General features: G+C 73.1%; 16 protein-coding genes. 5 read left to right on the plus strand and 11 right to left on the minus strand.

Annotation, left to right across the window (positions count from 1 at the left end):
* Positions 1-41: 41 nt before the first annotated feature.
* The 3 genes from ACFWJW_RS06575 to ACFWJW_RS06585 form a co-directional block, all read right to left on the minus strand.
* The gene (locus ACFWJW_RS06575) at positions 42-539 is read right to left on the minus strand and encodes a DUF6328 family protein (RefSeq protein ID WP_387235849.1); all 498 of its coding nucleotides are present in this window, start codon (positions 537-539) and stop codon (positions 42-44) included.
* Positions 536-3,094, minus strand: coding sequence for an ATP-dependent Clp protease ATP-binding subunit (locus ACFWJW_RS06580; RefSeq protein ID WP_387235852.1), 2,559 nt, complete (start codon positions 3,092-3,094; stop codon positions 536-538). Before ACFWJW_RS06580 ends, ACFWJW_RS06575 begins: the two co-directional genes overlap by 4 nt.
* A 277-nt stretch (positions 3,095-3,371) precedes the next feature.
* Positions 3,372-5,603: an FUSC family protein gene (locus tag ACFWJW_RS06585; protein ID WP_387235855.1), complete on the minus strand. Its 2,232-nt coding sequence runs from the start codon at positions 5,601-5,603 to the stop codon at positions 3,372-3,374.
* A 211-nt stretch (positions 5,604-5,814) separates the two neighbouring features.
* Between ACFWJW_RS06585 and ACFWJW_RS06590 the strand changes: the two genes are divergently transcribed.
* Complete coding sequence (locus tag ACFWJW_RS06590) at positions 5,815-6,420, plus strand: PadR family transcriptional regulator (protein WP_387235858.1); 606 nt, start codon at positions 5,815-5,817, stop codon at positions 6,418-6,420.
* Positions 6,421-6,527: 107 nt separating this feature from the next.
* Here the strand turns inward: ACFWJW_RS06590 and ACFWJW_RS06595 are convergent, their stop codons facing one another.
* Complete coding sequence (locus ACFWJW_RS06595) at positions 6,528-7,577, minus strand: acyl-CoA dehydrogenase family protein (protein WP_387235861.1); 1,050 nt, start codon at positions 7,575-7,577, stop codon at positions 6,528-6,530.
* Positions 7,577-8,782, minus strand: a complete 1,206-nt coding sequence (locus tag ACFWJW_RS06600) for an acyl-CoA dehydrogenase family protein (protein WP_387235864.1) — start codon at positions 8,780-8,782, stop codon at positions 7,577-7,579. The genes ACFWJW_RS06595 and ACFWJW_RS06600 overlap by 1 nt, the downstream gene beginning before the upstream one ends.
* Positions 8,783-9,007: 225 nt before the next feature.
* Here ACFWJW_RS06600 and ACFWJW_RS06605 point away from each other — a divergent pair, with 225 nt between their 5' ends.
* Together ACFWJW_RS06605 and ACFWJW_RS06610 are read left to right on the plus strand one after the other, a co-directional pair.
* Positions 9,008-9,790, plus strand: coding sequence for an SDR family oxidoreductase (locus ACFWJW_RS06605; protein WP_387235867.1), 783 nt, complete (start codon positions 9,008-9,010; stop codon positions 9,788-9,790).
* Positions 9,791-9,951: 161 nt separating this feature from the next.
* Entirely contained in the window at positions 9,952-11,109 is a 1,158-nt protein-coding gene (locus tag ACFWJW_RS06610) for an acetyl-CoA C-acetyltransferase (RefSeq protein WP_387235870.1), read from the plus strand.
* 96 nt (positions 11,110-11,205) lie between these two features.
* On the opposite strand, the gene ACFWJW_RS06615 is transcribed toward ACFWJW_RS06610, so the two are convergent.
* From ACFWJW_RS06615 to ACFWJW_RS06630, 4 genes are read right to left on the minus strand one after another with little or no spacing between them, the layout of a single operon-like run.
* A complete protein-coding gene (locus tag ACFWJW_RS06615; RefSeq protein ID WP_387235873.1) occupies positions 11,206-12,279 on the minus strand; it encodes an NAD(P)H-dependent flavin oxidoreductase in 1,074 nt (357 codons plus the stop codon).
* Complete coding sequence (locus ACFWJW_RS06620; protein ID WP_387235876.1) at positions 12,276-13,022, minus strand: CoA-transferase subunit beta; 747 nt, start codon at positions 13,020-13,022, stop codon at positions 12,276-12,278. The genes ACFWJW_RS06615 and ACFWJW_RS06620 overlap by 4 nt, the downstream gene beginning before the upstream one ends.
* A complete protein-coding gene (locus ACFWJW_RS06625) occupies positions 13,019-13,858 on the minus strand; it encodes a CoA transferase subunit A (protein ID WP_387235879.1) in 840 nt (279 codons plus the stop codon). Before ACFWJW_RS06625 ends, ACFWJW_RS06620 begins: the two co-directional genes overlap by 4 nt.
* 3 nt (positions 13,859-13,861) lie before the next feature.
* Entirely contained in the window at positions 13,862-14,635 is a 774-nt protein-coding gene (locus tag ACFWJW_RS06630; protein WP_387235882.1) for an enoyl-CoA hydratase family protein, read from the minus strand.
* Positions 14,636-14,717: 82 nt separating this feature from the next.
* On the opposite strand from ACFWJW_RS06630, the gene ACFWJW_RS06635 reads away from it, so the two are divergent.
* Together ACFWJW_RS06635 and ACFWJW_RS06640 are read left to right on the plus strand one after the other, a co-directional pair.
* Positions 14,718-15,551, plus strand: coding sequence for an SDR family oxidoreductase (locus ACFWJW_RS06635; protein WP_387235885.1), 834 nt, complete (start codon positions 14,718-14,720; stop codon positions 15,549-15,551).
* Entirely contained in the window at positions 15,548-16,465 is a 918-nt protein-coding gene (locus ACFWJW_RS06640) for an SDR family oxidoreductase (RefSeq protein ID WP_387235887.1), read from the plus strand. The genes ACFWJW_RS06635 and ACFWJW_RS06640 overlap by 4 nt, the downstream gene beginning before the upstream one ends.
* A 54-nt stretch (positions 16,466-16,519) precedes the next feature.
* On the opposite strand, the gene ACFWJW_RS06645 is transcribed toward ACFWJW_RS06640, so the two are convergent.
* On the minus strand, positions 16,520-17,950 hold the full coding sequence (locus ACFWJW_RS06645; protein ID WP_387235890.1) for an MFS transporter: 1,431 nt from the start codon (positions 17,948-17,950) through the stop codon (positions 16,520-16,522).
* Between the two features lie 233 nt (positions 17,951-18,183).
* Entirely contained in the window at positions 18,184-18,975 is a 792-nt protein-coding gene (locus tag ACFWJW_RS06650; RefSeq protein WP_387235892.1) for a uracil-DNA glycosylase, read from the minus strand.
* Between the last annotated feature and the right edge of the window lie 42 nt (positions 18,976-19,017).

Raw genomic sequence — 19,017 nt, forward strand, 5'->3', positions numbered from 1 at the left:
CACGGGTCCCGGCCCGCGCCCGTTGTCCGTGTGACGGCGGCTCATTCCCGGTCCGAGTACCGGTGCAGCACCCAGGCGGGCAGCGCGAACCAGCAGAGCATGAACCAGGCGACGAGTCCGGCGACGATCCAGGGGACGGCGGTGTCGTCCATCGCGATGCGCAGGATCAGCAGCAGTGCGGAGGCGACCGTCGCCAGGAGCAGCACGATCCCGACCATCGACAGCCGCGCGGCCCAGAGCACCGTCTCCGGCTTCAACCGGTGCCCGGTGACCAGCCGGTGGAAGGTCACCGTCCCGATCAGCGCACCGGTCGTGGCCGCCCCGAGCAGGACCGTCACCACGTAGATGGTCTGGTCGGTCTGACTGAGCGTGGGGAAGCGCGGGGTGAAGGCGACGGTGAGCAGGAACCCGAAGAGGATCTGCACCCCGGTCTGGATGACCCGCACCTCTTGCAGCAGCTCGTTCCACCGCCGGTCGGCACGCTCCTCCGGCGACTCGTGGCGTCCCTGCGAGGTGTCCCGCGGGCCCAGTGGAGTCACCCGGACTCCTGCTGCCGCTTGGCGGTACGGAACGCCAGCTCGTTGGCGTCCACCTCGATGCGTACCTCGTCCCCGTTCATCAGGGCGCCGTCGAGCAGCAGCCGCGAGAGCATGTTGTCGATCTCGCGCTGGATGGTGCGCCGCAGCGGGCGGGCCCCGTATTCGGGCTGATGGCCGCGGTGGGTGAGCCAGTCCACGGCGCCGGGGGTGAACTCCACGGTGATGTCCTGGGCGTGCAGCCTGCGACGGGTCCCGTCGAGCAGCAGCTCGGTGATCTGGCGCAGCTGGTCGTCGGTGAGCCGGCGGAAGACGATGATCTCGTCGAGCCGGTTCAGGAACTCCGGGCGGAAGTGCTCGCGCAAGGAACTCAGCGCCCGTTCCCGCGCCCCGTCGCCGGCCTCCGCCCCCGAGATGTCCGGGCCGAACCCGAGCACCCCGCGCCCGCCGCTGAGCGCATCGGACCCGAGGTTGCTGGTCATCACGATGACGGTGTTCTTGAAGTCGACCGTGCGGCCCTGGGAGTCGGTCAGATGCCCGTCGTCGAGGACCTGGAGCAGCATGTTGAAGACATCCGGGTGGGCCTTCTCCACCTCGTCGAGCAGCAGCAGCGAATAGGGGTGGTGGCGCACCGCCTCGGTCAGCTGGCCGGCGTCCTCGTGGCCGACGTATCCCGGGGGCGCGCCCACCAGCCGGCTGACGGTGTGCCGCTCCTGATACTCACTCATGTCCAGCCGCACCATGCGCTCCTCGCTGCCGAACAGCGCCTCGGCGAGCGCGCGGGCCAGTTCGGTCTTGCCCACGCCGGTCGGGCCGAGGAAGAGGAAGCTGCCGATCGGGCGGTCCGGGTCGGCGAGTCCGGCCCGGGAGCGCAGGATCGCGTCGGAGACGGCCGTCACCGCGTCGTCCTGTCCGATCACCCGGGTGTGCAGCCGTTCCTCCAGCTTGAGCAGCCGCTCCTTCTCCTCCTGGGTCAGACTGCTCACGGGCACGCCGGTCTGCCGCGACACGATCTCCGCGATGTCCTCCGCGGTGACCTGCACGATGTGGCAGTCGCTCGGCGGCTCCGCCTGACCGGCCTCGATCCGCGCGGTGAGGTCGGCGATCCGGTCCCGCAGCTCGGTGGCCCGTTCGTACTGCTCCGCGGCGACCGCCTGGTCCTTGTCCCTGACCAGCTGCTCCACCTCGCGTTCCAGATCGCGCACATCGGTGGCCTTGGCGCCCGTACGGAGCCGGACCCGGGCACCGGCCTGGTCGATCAGGTCGATCGCCTTGTCGGGGAGGAAACGGTGGGCGATGTAGCGGTCCGAGAGCTCGACCGCCGCCACCAGCGCCTCCTTCGTGTAACGCACCTGGTGATGGGCCTCGTAGCGGTCCTGTAGTCCGCGCAGGATCTCCACCGTGTCGGCGACGCTCGGCTCGGGCACCAGGATGGGCTGGAAGCGACGGGCCAGCGCGGCGTCCTTCTCGATGTGCCGCCGGTACTCCTCCAGCGTGGTGGCGCCGATGACATGCAGTTCCCCGCGCGCCAGGGCGGGCTTGAGCATATTGCTCGCTTCCAGGGAGCCGCCGTCCCCGCTGCCGCCGCCGGCCCCGACGACCGTGTGCAGCTCGTCGATGAAGACGATCAGCGAGTCGGGGTGCGCCCGGACCTCCTCGATGATGCCGTTCATCCGCTCCTCGAAGTCGCCGCGGTAGCGGGTCCCGGCGAGCACCGCCGTCAGGTCCAGGGCGACCACCCGACGCCCCGCCAGGGTCTCGGGGACGTCCCCGTCGGCGAGGCGCTGGGCCAGGCCCTCGACGATCGCCGTCTTGCCGACCCCGGCGTCGCCGACCAGCACCGGGTTGTTCTTCCCGCGGCGGGAGAGCACCTCGATGGTCTGCTCGATCTCCTCCCCGCGGCCGATGACCGGGTCGATCCGGCCCGCGCGGGCCAGGTCGGTCAGATCGCGGCTGTATTTGTCGAGCGTCGGGGTGTCGTGCTTCGGCGGGGCGCCGTGCTCGGAGCCCGGGTGCGGGGCCCCGTGGCCGCCCTGCGGGGTGGCCTGCGGCTCGAAGTGGGCGAGGTGGAGAATGCGCCCCGCCGCCGAGTCCGGATTGGCCGCCAGGGCGTCCAGCACATGCTCCGGGCCGATGTACGAGGCACCGTTGTCCCGTGCCAGCTCGTGCGCGCTCAGCAGGGCCCGCTTGACCGCGGGCGTCACGGCGACGCTGGACTGTTTCGGGCCCGAACCGGCGGCCCGGTCGATCTCGGCCGCCAGCGCATCGGGGTCCGCCCCGGCGTGCTGGAGCATGCTGCGGGTCGGTTCGGACGCCAGGGCGGCCCGCAGCAGATGCTCGGTGCCGAGCTCCGGACTGCCGTGCTCGGCGGCGTAGGCGGCTGCGGAGGTCACCAGATCCCGGGCGGGGGCGCTCATCATGCGCGCGATGTCCGCCTGCCGGGGCATGGCCTTGCCCTGCTCACCGCCGGCGGACTGCCCGGAACCGAAGAAGCGCGCGAGGAAGTCACCGAACGGGTCCGGGCCGTAACCCTCCGGACCCATGAATCCATTGCTCATGTGTGTCCGTTCCGCTGTCACGGCGGTACCGCGACATGCTGCCTTGTCGGGTGCCTTGTGCTGTTGCCTGGTGGCTCCTGCCCTGCCGGGTGCCCGGGAGAGGCGACGCGACACGTCGTACGCGGCCCCACTGCTTCAGGATCAGGGCCAGCAACTCCATCCGCACCCGGGCGACGGGAGCCCCCGCCGGTGCCATACGTCCTGCCCCACCGGCACCACGGCCCCGCACGGCGGGCGGCCGCGGCGGCGAGGCTCCCCGGCACCGGCGGCAACGGCGTCACATCTCCTTGTGGAGACGGGTCAGATCGGCGGTCAGCGCGTCGAGCCAGATCACCGAGTCGAGCAGCAGCGCGGCCGAGACGGCGCGGGTCTCCGTGTCGGGGCTGTGATGCGGGATGGCCGGCGCGACCGCCAACAGGGCGCGGATGTCGAGTGGTTGCGGAGCGTCCCGGGGCGTGCCGTCGTCCGTGCAGAGGTGTTGGGCGAGGGACCGGTAGTCGGCCGCCGTCCGGTCGGCCGCGTGCCGCAGCCAGGCACCGACCTCCGGCGAGGCGATCCGGCCGGGGCGGCCGGGCAGCAGCCGTTCACCGCGCCGCGCGTCCTTCCCGGCGACCAGCAGCGCGGGCCAGTCCGGCTGTACGGCGTCCTCCCGCGGCTCGGACTGGTACTGGGCCAGGCTCTCCTGCGCGAGGACGAGAGCCCGGTTGAGGGCGAAGAGCTCGGTGCTGCCGGAGCGTTCGACGACCCGTGTGGTGGTGTGCCCGATGGTGTCGGCGATGGCCGAGCACAGCGCGGCCATGCTGCGGCGCACCTCGCCGCTCGCGCCCCGTGGCCAGGCCACCAGCCCGCACGCCAGCCCGATGAGGCTGCCGACCAGCACATCCACCAGCCGCACCGGCGCCAGCTGCCAGGTGACGGGGGAGACCTGGGCGAACAGCGTGGCGACGACCAGCGTGAAGCCGCCCTGCGCCCAGGCCAGCCCGCGCAGCGGCCCCGCGGTGAACGCCACCAGCATCACCACGGGCAGGATGACGGCGTACACCGCGGGCCGGTCGTGGACCAGCGCCAGCATCCCGCCGGCCAGCACCGCACCGACCAGCGTGCCGGTCAGCGCCTGCCGGACCGCGGACCAGGTCTCCAGGCTGGTGGTACGGGTCAGGGTGAGCGTGGCGAGCAGGACCCAGAAGCCGTGCTGGAGGTCCAGGAGACCGGCGATGGCCCGCGCCGCGGCAAGCCCGAGCGCGAACCGGCAGGCGTTCTGGAAGATCACCGAGCGCGGGGTGAGGTGCATGGTCAGCCGCTGCCACCACAGCTCGACGGCGCCGGCCCGCGCGTAGGCGAAGGTGTGCCCGGCGGGGTTCCGTTCGACGGTCCGGTCACCGAGCACCAGCCGGGTGGCCAGGACGAGGACGACGGCACAGTCGGCGGCCTGCACCACCTGCGACCGGCGCCGCAGATAGACCAGCCGGTCATCGGTGCTGAGCCGTTCCAGGGTGTCCACGGCCCGGTGGGCCCGGACGGGGGCCAGCTCCGCCTGGAGGGCCGTGGCGGACGGTCCCTCGCCGGGCCACAGCCGCTTCCTCCGCTGCCGCAGCGCCCCCGCTGCCTCCCGGGCGGCGACGCTGATGCCCTCCAGCAGCGTCACCGTCTCCGGCTGGTACGCCCGCTGCGGCCCGGCCCCGGTGTGCAGGGCGTCCAGCCGGGCCAGCAGGGTGCGGACGGACTCGGCGGCGTGCGCCATGGCCTTGTGGGCGACGCTGGGGGAGGCGGGCCGGTCGGCGGGCGGCACACAGGAGGGACGCAGTGCCTCCCCGGCCGTGCGCGCCTCGGCGAGCGCCTGTACGGGAGGGGGCCCGCCGTGGTGGTCCGCCAGACGCGCGGCGGCGTCCGCGGCGTCGGCCAGCAGCCGGCGGAAGGACGGGGTGGCCGGTTCGGGCATCACGAAACGCTCGCCCAGGGCGAGCAGGACCGCTCCCAGCAGGAAGCCGGACAACCGCTGCCCCAGGGTGTCCGGGGCGTACGGCGGGAAGCACGGCAGGATGTAGAACAGCTGCATCCCCGGTGCCGCCCCGGCGATCCGTGGGCCGGTGGTGCCCGCGTACGCCACCATGAAGCCGATGACGAGCATGCCGACGACGGCCGCCCAGGTCCGGACGGCGAGCAGGGTGCCCAGCGTGATCAGCACGAGCCCGGCGGGGAGCGCGGTGAGGACGGTCGTGGCGCGCTGCCGCCCGGAGCCCGGAATCCGGGCGAGCGCACCGAGCGACACCACGGTGAAGGTGGCGTAGACCGACATCACCGTCAGCCCGAGCCCGTAGCGGCACAGATAGAAGGCGGCGCAGGAAGCGACCGTCACCCGGACCGCGTTGCCCACCACCGTGTGGTGTCCCTGCACTCCGTGTTTGCCGTGCTCCAGCAGGTAGCGCAGCCTGCGCAGCCCGGCCCTGACGGGCCCGCCGGCTGAACGCCGCGCCCCGGCCCCCGGGGAAGCCTCCTGCTGCGGACTCACCTTTCCACTATTGGCCAGCGGGTCCGGGTCCGCACCGCGTGACGCCTGCCACCCCCACACCTCCCGCCCCGCGGCGCCCGGTACCGCGCCCGGCCCGCCTCCCCGCGGTGTTTCCAACCGACATAGCTCTAGCAGGAATGCCAAGAAGCGGAACGGGAGTTGGCGCTGAGCGGTCGGGCAGCGGACGGGCGCGGACCGTAGGATGCCGCACGTGACGGAGAAGAGGGCGGACGCCGCGGACCCCGGCGATGCCGAGCGACCGGCGCTGCCGGCGACCAGTTGGGCGGTACTGGGCCTGCTCTCCTTCGGCGAGGAGCTGTCCGGCTACGACCTGAAGAAGTGGTCCGACTGGTCGCTGCGCCTCTTCTACTGGAGCCCGTCCTTCAGCCAGATCTACGGCGAGCTGAAGCGCCTGGAGAAGGTCGGTTACGTCACCTCGCGGATGGTCGCCCAGGAAACCGGCAACCGCGACAAGCGCGTCTACGTGATCACCGACGCCGGAATGGCGGCCGTGCGTCACTGGGCCCGCGAGGCACCCGTGGAGCCCCCCGTCCTCAAGCACGGCGTGATGCTGCGGATGTGGCTGGGCCACCTGCTGGAGACCGACCGGATGCGCGACGTACTGGGCCAGCACCGCGACTACGCGGAGACCATGCGGCAACGCGCCGAGGTGGACGCCGAGGACACCCGCGACGAGGAGGCATGGGCCTACCCCGCCCTGGTCCAGAAGTGGTCGGAGCGCTACTACGCCGCCGAACGCGACCTGGCCGACGCCATGCTGGCTGATTTGGACGAGCGGGAGCGGCGGCGCTTTTAGGAGGTGTCCGGCGAGTCAGGGCGGGGCGCGAAGACCCTGCGCTGAGCCGACGAGGTGGCGGGCCTGGAGTGCGGCGGCGGTGCGATCCCTCTCGGGCGTGCCCCGCCTCACCCCGTGAGGACGCGCGCGCGGCAGTCGGCCGGCGTGCCCCAGGCGTCGCGCAGGGGGCGGGCCTTGCGGATCCAGAGGGAGAGGTCGAGCTCCTCCGTGTAGCCGATGGCGCCGTGCAGTTGGAGGGCGGTGCGCGCCGCGGCGTACCCGGCCTCGCCTGCCGCGACCTTCGCTGTCGCCACCTCCCGGCCCGCCGACGGGGCGCCGGCCGCCAGGGCCAGGGCCGCCGCATGGACCAGCGGCCGGGCGAATTCCAGTCCGATGAGGGTGTCCGCCAGGCGGTGTTTGACCGCCTGGAACGAGCCGATGGGTACCCGGAATTGGGTGCGCTGCCGGACGTAGGAGACCGTCGCCGCGAGCAGGGCGCGGCCGAGGCCGAGGGACTGTGCGGCGGTGAGCAGCCGGGCGACCTCGGTGGCGTGCGCGGCGGCCGCGGTCACCGCGGGGCCCCGGGCCAGCACCGTGCCGTCGAGCGGGCGGGCCAGACGCCGGGCGGGGTCGAGGGAGGACTGGACCGGGCCGTGGGTGTCCGTACGGGAGACCGTGTCGCCCCGTATGACGAGGACGGCATCGGCGGCGTCGGCGTCCAGGGCGTACCGGGCCGGGCCGTTGGCGTCCGGGGCGTACCGGTCCGGACCGGCGGCGTCCGCGTCCGGGGCGTACGGGCCCGCCCCGGCGCACAGGCTGAGGACGGCCCCTCCCGAGGCGATCCGCGGCAGCCATTCCCCGGCCTCCGTGTCCGCGCCGAGCCGCTCCAGGAGCACCGCCGCCGCCACCGTCTCCACCAGTGGTCCCGGGACGGCGTGGCGGCCCAACTCCTCGAAGGACAGCGTCAGTTCGACCGGTAGTAGCCCCGACCCGCCGTGCTTCTCCGGAACACCGAGGCCGAACACCCCCGCCCCGGCGATCCGCGTCCACAGCGCCCGGCCCGGCCGGTGGTCGCCGGCCGCCCAGGCCCGTGCCACGGCCGGGGTGCCGGACGCGCCCAGCATGCCGTCCAGTGCCTGTGCGAACTCCCGCTGCTCGTCGGTCAGGAGGAACCGCATCAACGGCGTCCCTTCGGCAGGCCGAGCAGCCGCTCGGCGATGATGTCGCGCTGGATCTCGTTGGTGCCGGCGTAGACCGGACCGGCGAGGGAGAAGGTGTAGCCCTCGGCCCAACTCCCGTGTGCGGGCGCCTCGTCGGCGTCGTCGGCGAGCATGCCGTACGGGCCGAGCAGGTCCAGGGCGGTCTCGTGCAGGGCCAGGTCCAGCTCGGACCAGAAGACCTTGTTCAGGCTCGACTCGGCGCCGAGGCCGCCCGCTTTCGGCTGTGCGCGACCGGGGGCGGCCCCCTCGTCGGACGCGAGCCGGGAGGCATGGGCGTAGGTGAAGAGCTGGTAGGCGCGGGCGCCGATCAGGGCGTCGGCCACCCGGTCGCCGAGGGCCGGGCCGGCCCCCTCGGGGGCCTCGTGCCACAGCGCGGCCAGTCGCTCGGCGGCCGCGGTGAAGCGGCCCGGACTGCGCAGCGTCAGCCCGCGTTCCTTGCCGGTGGTGCTCATCGCGATCCGCCAGCCCTGGCCCGGCTCGCCGATGACGTCCGCGTCGGGCACGAAGACCTCATCGAGGAAGAGTTCGGCGAAGGCGGGCTTGCCGTCGAGGCGGCCGATGGGGCGTACCGTCACGCCCGGTGCGTCCAGCGGGAACATCAGATAGCTGAGCCCCTGGTGCGGCCGGGCGGTGTCCGGGTCGCTGCGGAACAGCCCGAAGGCGCGGTCGGCGAACGCGGCGCGGGACGACCAGGTCTTCTGCCCGCTCAGCAGCCAGCCGCCGGCGGTCCGTACGGCGGCCGAGCGCAGCGACGCCAGATCCGACCCCGCCTCCGGCTCCGACCACGCCTGCGCCCAGATGACCTCGCCACGCGCCATGGGGCCCAGCACCCGGGCGCGTTGTTCCTCGGTGCCGTGCTCGAACAGGGTCGGGGCGAGCAGGCTGACGCCGTTCTGGCTGACCCGCCCGGGGGCGCCCGCGGCGTAGTACTCCTCCTCGAAGAGCAGCCACTGCCAGAGCGAGGCGCCCCGGCCGCCGTACTTCTCGGGCCAGGAGACGACCGACCAGCGGTCCGCGGCGAGTTGGTGCTCCCACTCCCGGTGGGCGGCGAAGCCTTCCGCGGTCTCCAGTGACGGCAGCGGGGTGGTGGGTACATTGCCGGCGAGCCAGGCGCGGGCCTCGGCCCGGAACTCCTCCTCGGCGGCGCTGAATTGGAGGTCCATCAGGCGTCCGCCCCCGGTGGGCAGGGGAGTGGCCCGGCACGCGGGGGCGTCTTGTCGTGGGCAGCGGGCATCGCCATCGCGCTCCTTCTCTAACAAGTGTTTGGTAGGTTAACGTAGCGCCATGAGCAGCGTCGAGGCCCCACCGCCGGCGAGTGCCCGCGCTGTTCCGTTACCGGACCGCCCGGACCCGGACCGGCCTGGAGACCATCCGCTGGAGGCTCGCGTATGACACCGCCCCCGTACGTGCCCGGCCACCAACTGCTCGACGGCCGGACCGCCGTCATCACCGCGGCCGCCGGAGCCGGAATCGGCGGCGCCACCGCCCGCAGGTTCCTGGAGGAGGGCGCCCATATCGTCATCGGCGATGCCCATGAGCGCCGTCTGAAGGAGAGTGCGGCGGCGCTGGCCGCGGAGTTCGGCGCCGGAAGAGTCGCCGCCCTGCCCTGCGATGTCACCGACGAGGGCCAGGTCAACGCCCTGCTGGGGCTGGCCGAAGAGCAGCACGGTCGGCTGGACATCGTGGTCAACAACGCCGGGCTCGGTGGCACCGCCGACCTCGTGGAGATGACCGACGCGCAGTGGAGCAAGGTCCTCGATGTGACGCTGAACGGCACCTTCCGCTGCACCCGGGCCGCCCTGCGCCGGATGAAAGCCACCGGCGACGGCGGAGTGATCGTCAACAATGCCTCCGTCGTCGGCTGGCGTGCCCAGCGGGGCCAGGCCCACTACGCCGCGGCCAAGGCCGGGGTGATGGCGCTGACCCGGTGCGCCGCGATGGAGGCCGCCGCGTACGGCGTCCGCGTCAACGCGGTCTCGCCCAGCCTCGCCCTGCACCCGCACCTGGTGAAGGTGACCACCCCCGGGCTGCTCGCGGAGCTCACCGAGCGTGAGGCGTTCGGCCGCCATGCCGAACCCTGGGAGGTCGCCAATGTCATCGTGTTCCTGGCCGGCGACTACGCCTCGTACATGACCGGCGAAACGGTGTCCGTCAGCTCCCAGCATGCGTGAGCCGCGGCGGCCGGACCCGGTACGCGCCACCGCCGGGTTCCGGTGCCCGCCACCGGCCGGGCGCACCGTACGGCCCCAGCAGTTCGCCGCCCGCACCCGCTGGCGCGACCACCTTGCGGAACCGGCCGGCACCTCCGCAGAATCTGACCAGGGAGACCACCATGTCCGAGGCATACATCGTTGACGCGGTCCGCACCCCGGTCGGCAAGAAGGGCGGCGGGCTCTCCGCCGTCCACCCCGCCGATCTGGGCGCCCATGTACTCACGGCGCTGATGGCACGCAGCGGCGCCGACCCCGCGGCCGTCGAGGACGTGGTCTTCGGCTGTCTGGACACGGTGGGACCGCAGGCCGGGGACATCGCCCGGACGTGCTGGCTGGCCGCCGGGCTGCCCGAGGAGGTGCCGGGCGTGACGGTGGACCGCCAGTGCGGCTCCTCCCAGCAGGCCGTCCATTTCGCGGCCCAGGGCGTCCTCTCCGGCACCCAGGACCTGGTGGTCGCGGGCGGCGTACAGAACATGTCGCAGATCCCGATCGCCTTCGCCAGCCGCCAGGCCGCCGCCCCGCTGGGACTGACCGACGGTCCGTTCGCCGGCTCGGAGGGCTGGCGGGCCCGCTACGGCGCGGCGCCCGTCAACCAGTTCCACGGAGCCGAACTCATCGCCGCCAAGTGGCAGATCTCCCGTGCGGAGATGGAGGAGTTCGCGCTCCGTTCGCACCGGCGGGCCGTCCGCGCCATCGACGAGGGCCGCTTCGACCGCGAGCTGGTCGCCTATGGGGACGTCACCACCGACGAGGGGCCCCGGCGCGGCACCTCGCTGGAGAAGATGGCCGCCCTGCCGCCGGTCGTCGAGGGCGGCCGGCTGACCGCCGCGGTCTCCTCGCAGGTCTCCGACGGCGCGGCCGCCATGCTCCTGGCCTCCGAGCGGGCGCTGGCCGACCACGGTCTCACCCCGCGCGCCCGTATCCACCATCTGTCGGTGCGCGGCGAGGACCCGATCCGGATGCTGTCCGCACCGATCCCGGCGACGGCCTACGCACTGAAGAAGGCGGGCATGTCGATCGGCGACATCGATCTGACCGAGATCAATGAGGCGTTCGCGCCCGTGGTGCTGGCCTGGCTGAAGGAGACCGGCGCCGATCCGGAGCGGGTCAATGTCAACGGCGGTGCCATCGCGCTCGGCCACCCGCTCGGCGCGACCGGCGTCCGGCTGATGACGACGCTGCTGCACGAACTGGAGCGCACCGGCGGCCGGTTCGGTCTCCAAACCATGTGCGAGGGCGGCGGCCAGGCCAATGTCACGATCATCGAGCGGCTCTGACGGCTCTGTACGACGACCCCCGTACGACGACCCCATGCACCTGGCCCTGGCCCTGGCCCGGCCGGAACCCGCTCCGGCCGGGCCGCACCGGCCCGCTCAGCCCGCCGCGCCCGGCGGCAGCCCGGCCAGTGTCCGGCGCGCCTCGGCCATGATCCGGTCGACGAGCTCCGCGCACGACGGCAGATCCTCGATCACCCCGGCGACCTGGCCGGAGGCCATCACCCCGAGATCGGTACGTCCCTCGACCATCGACGCCTTGAGCAGCATGGGGGTGTTGGCCGCGAGCAGCAGCTGGCTCCAGGAGAGGTCCTTGCCGTGTCGCATCGCCAGGCCGTCACGGACCATCTGCGCCCAGCTCAGACCGGACAGTTTCCGGAACGACGCGGCATGGCGGACCGCGCGGAGCAGCGTGGTGGCGCGCCCGGACCGCTCCAGCGCCTCGACCAGTTCGCTGCGCAGCATCCGGTGCGGCAGCCCGTCCACCTTCGTGGTGACGGTGATGTCCTTGACGGCCGCCGCCAGATAGCGGGCCTGGACGGCCGGCGGCACGGTGCTGTCGGACGTCAGCAGAAAGCGGGTGCCCATCGCGATCCCCGCCGCACCGTACGCCAGCGCCGCGACCAGCCCGCGGCCGTCGAAGAAGCCGCCCGCGGCGATCACCGGGATCCCGACCGCGTCCACGACCTGCGGGAGCAGCACGCTCGTGGCGACGTTCCCGGTGTGCCCGCCGCCCTCCCCGCCCTGGACGACGACCGCGTCCGCGCCCCAGGCCGCGACCTTCTCGGCATGGCGGCGGGCCCCGACGGACGGGATGACGACCACCCCCGCGTCCTTGAGCCGGGCGATCAGCTCACGGGAGGGGGCCAGGGCGAACGAGGCGACCCGTACGCCCTCCGCCACGACGAGCCGCACCCGCTCCGCCGCATCCCCCGCGTCCGCCCGCAGATTGACCCCGAACGGCGCGTCCGTACGGGACTTGACCTCGCGGACCGCCGCCCGCAGCTGCTCGACGGTCATGGTGGCCGAGGCGAGGATGCCCAGGGCGCCCGCGTTGGCCGCGGCGGAGACCAGCCGGGGTCCGGCCACCCACCCCATGCCGGTCTGCACCAGCGGGTGGCGGACGCCGACGAGCCTGGTCAGCGGGGTCTCGATACCAGTAGTGGCCGTCATGCCGGCGGCACCTCGCGGTCGCGCAGCCCGTCCGGGTCGAGGACCGTACGGATCAGCCGCAGTTCCGTGGCGGTGGGCTCCCGGGTGCACGGCACCTCGGGGAGCCGGGCGAGGGGGAACCCGGTGGCCGCCTGGACCTCCTCGGCGGTCACCCCGGGATGGACGGAGGCGAGCCGCATGGTCCGGTCCGGCGTCTCGAAGTCCAGGACGGCGAGGTCGGAGACCACCCGCGGAATGCGGTGGTAGCGGGTCGCGGACGGGCCGGCGGCGGCCGCGCTGTCGTAGCCGACCCCGCTGATCATGTCGACCTTCTCGACGAAGACCCGCCGCGAATGCTTCGGCACCCAGTAACTCACCGGATTATTGAGGGTGTTGACGGGAGCGCCGCGTACCCCGAGGAGCTGGCGGGCGGGCTGCTGCCAGTCGCCGATGCAGGAGATGTTCTGGTTGCCGAAGCGGTCGAGCTGGCTCGCGCCCATCATCACATGACGTCTGCCGCCGGTGACCATGGTGAGATGCCGGCGGTACGGCAGCCAGCCCTCGGCCTTCCCGTCGAGGCCCACCAGCGTCGCCTCGCCGTCGGTGAGCAGCAGATCGGGCGAGAAGGTGTGCTTGGCGAGCCGGGCGCCGATCGACGGGATCAGGCCCATCGGACTGGCGAGCACCTCGCCGTTGCCGCGCCAGGCGTCGGCGCAGGCGAGCACGCAGTACTCGGCGCGGGTCGTGGTGGTGGTCCGGCTCACGTCTGCTCCTCGTGCCAGGTCTCGACCGCGGACTGGTAACTCTTCTCGTCCCCGCGCAGGAACCGCTCGGCGAACTCCGGCCAGGGCGTGGTCGCATACAGCTTCTGGAATGCCTCGTCACGGCCGTAGTCCGGGACACAGGAGGTGAAGTGCGCGCCGTGCGGGGCCTCGACGACCCCGGTGACCGAGTGCCGGTTCACCAGCAGGGTCTGCGGGGCCGCGCCGGCGAAGTCGTCCACGAGCCGCTCGCAGGAGAGATAGGCGCGGTCCGCGGCCTCGCAGAACAGATCGTCGAAGTACGGGTCGGGGCCCAGGTACTGGCCGTTGCCGAGGCGGTCGGCGCGGTTCAGATGAACCAGCGCGGCGTCCATGCGCAGGGCCGGCACGGCGACCAGGGTCTCACCGTCCTCGTACGGTGAAGTGACGGTACGCAGGCCCGGGTTGACGCGCATCACATCCGAACCGATACCGGCCCGTACGGGCAGGAACGGCAGCCGGTTGGCGGCCGCGTGCAGGCCCCACATGAACATCGCCTCGTCGATCTCCATCAGCTCGAACGCCCCGCGCTGCCGGGCCGCGCGGAAGTGCGGTTCGAGGGGGATCGAGTCCAGCGTCGCGAACGCCGCGACCAGCTTGCGGATCCGGCCCGCGGCGGCGAGCAGGCCGACATCGGGACCGCCGTACGAGATCACGGTGAGATCGGTGAGGTCGGAGCGGAGCAGCGCCCGCACCAGCGCCATCGGCTTACGGCGCGAGCCCCAGCCGCCGATCCCGAGGGTCATCCCGCTGCGCAGGCGGCCGATGACGTCCTCGGGCGTCATGGTCTTGTCGGTCATCGCTCAGCCCTCCCTGTCCGGTGCGCCGTGCGGCGTCCCGAAGGTGTCGCGGACGCGGTCGGCGACCCCGCTGAGGTTCGCCTCGAAGGTGAAGCCCTGCTCGAAGCGGTAACTGCGCCGCACGTCGACCGGGTCGATGCCGTTGAGGGCGGCCTTGGCGAGCCGCAGGAGAGCGCCGTCCTTCCGCGCGATCTCCCGCGCCAGGTCCCGTGCGGCGGTGTGCAGTTCGGAGCGCGGGACGACCTTCCAGACCGAGCCGTGCGCATGCAGCTCGGCGGCGGTGGCGGTGCGCGAGGTGTAGTAGAGCGCGCGCATCAGATGCTGGGGGACCAGGCGCGCCAGATGGGTGGCCGCGCCGAGCGCGCCGCGGTCCAGCTCCGGCAGCCCGAAGGTGGCGTCCTCGCTCGCCACGATCGCGTCCGCGTTGCCGGCCAGGCCGATGCCACCGCCCAGACAGAAGCCGTGCACCGCCGCGACCACGGGCACCTCGCAGGCGTACACCGCCGAAAACGCCTCGGCACAGCCGTGGTTGGCGCCGATCAGGATGCCATGGCCGCCGGCCGCGGTGTCCCGCTGCATCTCCTTGATGTCGACGCCCGCGTTGAAGCCGCGGCCCGCGGCCGTCAGGACGACACAGCGGATGCCGGGGTCGTGGCCGGCCGCGCGCACCGCGTCGGCGAGGTCGTACCAGCCCTGTACGGGAAGGGCGTTGACCGGAGGGAAGTCGACGGTGATGACGGCGACGCCGTTGTCCGGTGTGGAGGTGGAGACACCCATGAGGCGATCAGCTACCTTTCCACCAAGCGTTTGTTAGGTAGCGAAGCTAGCAGCGGATCGCGCGCTGCGGGAGGGGTGCCGAATGAGCCTGACGCTCGATCTGACCGGACGGGTGGCCGTCGTCACCGGTGGCACCCGGGGCGTCGGCGCCGGCATCGCCCGGGCGTTCCTTCAGGCCGGCGCGGAGGTCGTGGTCTGCGCCCGCCGGCCGCCGGACACCCCCGTCACCGCGGCCGGCCGCACCGCGCACTTCCGTCCCCTCGACCTGCGCGACCCGGCCGCCGTCCGAGCCTTCTTCCCGGAGGTCGCGGCGGCGCACGGCGGGCTGGACTGCCTGGTCAACAACGCCGGGGGCACCCCGTACCGGCTGCTCGGGCAGACCGCCGCCGAACGGCACGCCCGGGTCGTCGAACTGAACCTCCTGGCGCCGCTGAACGCCTCGCTCGCCGCGTACGAGGTGCTGCGTGACCGGCCGGGCGGCGGCTCGGTCATCATGATCGGCAGCGTCAGCGGCACCCGTCCCTCGCCGGGCACCGCCGCCTACGGCGCGGCCAAGGCCGGCCTGGACCAACTGGCCCGCTCGATGGCCGTCGAATGGGCCCCCAGGGTCCGGGTCAACACCCTCGTCCTCGGCATGGTGCGCACCGAACTCGCCGCTCTGCACTACGGAGACGAAGCGGGCATCGCCGCTGTCGGCGCCACCGTCCCGCTCGGCCGGCTCGCCGAACCCGCCGAGATCGGCGACGCCTGCGTCTTCCTCGCCTCCGACCGCGCCGCGTATCTGACCGGCGCGAGCCTGCTCATCCACGGCGGCGGCGAACGCCCCGCCTTCCTCGACGCCGCTACGGTCAACCACCCCGGCGCCCCCGAAGCCACCGAGGAGATCCGCCATGACGGAACAGGAGACCTGACATGACCGGCACCGGCATCTGCGCGGGACGCGTCGCCGTCGTCACCGGAGCGGGCCGCGGCCTGGGCCGCGCCCATGCCCTGGCCCTCGCCGCGGAAGGAGCGGCAGTCGTGGTGAACGACCTCGGAGTGGCGCCCGACGGAGCCGGCGCCTCGGCCGGACCGGCCCAGCAGGTCGCCGACGAGATCCGCGCCCACGGCGGCCGGGCCGTCGCCCACACCGGCGACATCACCACCACCGACGGCGCCGCCTCGCTCGTCACCACCGCCCTGGACACCTTCGGCCGCCTCGACGCCCTCGTGAACAACGCCGGGTTCCTGCGCGACCGGATGCTCGTCAACCTCGACGAGGACGACTGGGACGCCGTCGTCCGGGTCCATCTCAAGGGCCACTTCCTGCCGTTGCGGCACGCCGCCGCACACTGGCGCGCCGAAACCAAGGCCGGCCGCACGCCCGACGCCCGGATCATCAACACCGGTTCGGGCGCCGGCTTGCTCGGCAGCATCGGCCAGGGCAACTACTCCGCCGCGAAGGCCGGCATCATCGGCCTCACCCTCGTCGCCGCCGCCGAGATGGCCCGCTACGGCGTACAGATCAACGCCATCGCCCCGGCCGCCCGTACCCGGATGACCGAGCAGACCTTCGCCGCGACGATGGCGGCGCCCGCCGACGGGGAGTTCGACGCGATGGCCCCGGAGAACGTCTCCCCGCTGGTCGTCTGGCTGGCGTCCGCCGCCAGCGCCGGCGTCACCGGCCGCGTCTTCGAGGCCGAGGCGGGCCGGATCACCGTGATGGAGGGCTGGCGCCCCGGCCCCACCGCGGACAAGGCAGGCCGCTGGACCCCCGCCGAGGCGGGCGAAACGGCCCGCGAGCTACTGGCCGCGGCGGAGGCCCCGCGGCCGGTGTACGGCGCGCGGTGACGGGGCCGGCGGCGGGTAGCGAACTGGCTGCGGGGCAAGGGGGTTTGGGTTGCGTCAGGCGGCGTCCTCCGCCGCCACGCCTCGTGCCCGCAGCCGTGGTCGGCGGATGGCGAGCAGGCCGAAGGCGCCGAGGAAGGCCAGTGCGGACGTGCCGCGCAGGACGGACTCGATGGCGGGGCCGTCGGCGGCCGCGGTGGTGGGGGAGCCGCTGACGGCCTCCAGTACCGTCGCCGCGATCGTCACGCTCACCGCACCGAACAGCACCAGCGACGTCAGCACCAGACCCGACGCCGCGCCGGTCCGCTCCGCGGGGACATGCGCCTGGGTCGCCACATTCGTCAGCGCCCATCCCAGCCCGATGCCCACCCCGCAGATCACGAAGACCACCGCGTACCAGCCCAGGGGCCGCACCCAGGTCAGTGCCAGCAACCCGGCACCGCTGGTGAGCATGCCGCAGGCCATCAGGGTCTCGGCATGCCAGCGCAGCGCCAGGTGCCCGGCGCGGTAACTCGCGGCTCCGACGCCGCAGGAGAGGGCCAGGAAGATCAATCCGGCCTGGGACGGCGACAGTCCCCGTGCCTGCTGTAGATAGAGCGCCGAGAGCACCGCGATCAGGCAATAGACCACATTCGACAGCGAGCCCGCGAGGGTGATCACATCGAACTTCACATTGCGGAACAGCGACAGCTCGATCAGCGGCTCCGGCGCCCGCCGCTCCACCGCCAGGAACAGTACGAGGAAGGCGACACCCAGCGCGAAGGTGGCCAGGGTGGGTGCGGAGGCCCACCCCCAGCCCGGCCCCTGGTCGACGGCGAGCATCAGACATGCCAGACCGAGGGCGACGGTCGCCGCGCCGGGAAGATCGAGACGGCGGGTAGCCTGCGCGTCACGGCTCTCGGGGACGAAGCGCAGCACCAGCAGCGTGGCCGTCAGGCACACCGGCACGTTCAGCAGGAACACCGCGCGCCAGCTGACGTGTTCGGCGAAGACACCCCCTACGAACGGCCCGAGGGCGGTGCCGATGGAACTGAACGCGAGCACCGTCCCGACCGCGGGCGCCTGCCGCGCGTCCCGGAAGTAACTGGTCACCACGGCAACGGACACCGGGAAGATCAGCGCCGCACCGGTCCCCTGCACCACGCGCGCGGCGACGAGCCAGGGGGCGTTCTGTGCGGCGCTGCACACCACCGACATGACGGCGAACACGAGCAGGCCGATCACGATGACCCGCCGTCGCCCGTGCACATCGGCGGTCCGGCCGCCGACGATCATCAACGCGCCGATGGCCAGCATGTATCCGCTGACCAGCCACTGGAGGTCGGTCGAGGAGGTCCCGAAGTCGCGGGCGATGACCGGCAGCATCAGATCGAGCGCGAACCAGTCCATCTGCACGATGAGCATGGACAGCGCGGCAGCGGCGATCACTGCCCGGTCCTGGCGCGAGAAGGAGCCGTCCGAAACGGCCTCCTCGACCTTGTTCGCCACGCGCACTCCTCTGCGTTCCGCGGAAAGTGCCGAGCGGTGATGCCTCTGCGTCTGCATCTGCTTCGAACGGCTGCGTCGTGGCTGGTCGCGCGGTTCCCCGCGCCCCTCCGGGCGCACCACGCGCCGGTCCGCGCAGCCGTTCCGCTCCAGGATAGAAGTCGGTGTCCGGGGCCGCACGGCGGCGGAGTCGTGGGTCGCGTCCTGCTGGGCGGCGCCTGGTGCGGCCTCGGGAGTCAGCCCGCCGGCGGGGTCAGGCCGGCGGCGTCGGCGGCCCGGGCGAGGAGTTCGGTGAGCATGGCGGAGGTGAGCCGGCCGGTGAACGTATTGCGCTGGCTGGGGTGGTAGCTCCCGAACACCTGGAGTGCGCGCCGCTGCCCGGTGGCGGGCAGGGGCAGCCGCACCCCGTGGCCGAACGCGGGGCGGGGCCGGGGGAGCGGCCACCCCGTTTCGCCGAGTACGGGCAGCAGCGCCTGCCAGCCGAAGGCGCCCAGGGCCACGACCGCGCGCAGGCCAGGGCTGAGGAGTTCCAGTTCCGCCGACAGCCACGGCCGGCAGGTACGGCGCTCGGCGGGCGTCGGCCGGTTCGCCGGCGGCGCGCAGTGCACCGGTGCGGTGACCCGTACCCCGTACAGCTCCAGTCCGTCGTCCCGGTCCGTCGCGGTGGGCCGGGAGGCGAGGCCGACCGCGTGCAGTGCGGCGAACAGGAAGTCGCCGGAGGCGTCCCCGGTGAACATCCGGCCGGTGCGATTGCCGCCGTGGGCGGCCGGCGCCAGGCCGACGATGGCCAGCGCCGCGTCCGCCGGCCCGAACCCCGGGACGGGGCGGGCCCAGTACTCCTGGCCCCGGAACGCCGCGCGCGGCTGTGCGGCGGTCTCCTCGCGCCAGGCCACCAGCCGGGGGCAGGCCCGGCAGCGGACCAGCTCCGCGTCCAGCTCCGCGAGCCCACCGCAGCGCCCCGCGTGATGGGCGGGGAAGCCGCTCTCGTCCGTGCCCGGCGGTGAACCCTCCGCCTCGGTGTCCTCCATCCCTCCACGCTAGAGGACCCGGGACCCGCATGGAGTGTCTGC

This window comes from Streptomyces sp. NPDC127097 (genome assembly GCF_042724075.1).
Classification (GTDB): domain Bacteria; phylum Actinomycetota; class Actinomycetes; order Streptomycetales; family Streptomycetaceae; genus Streptomyces.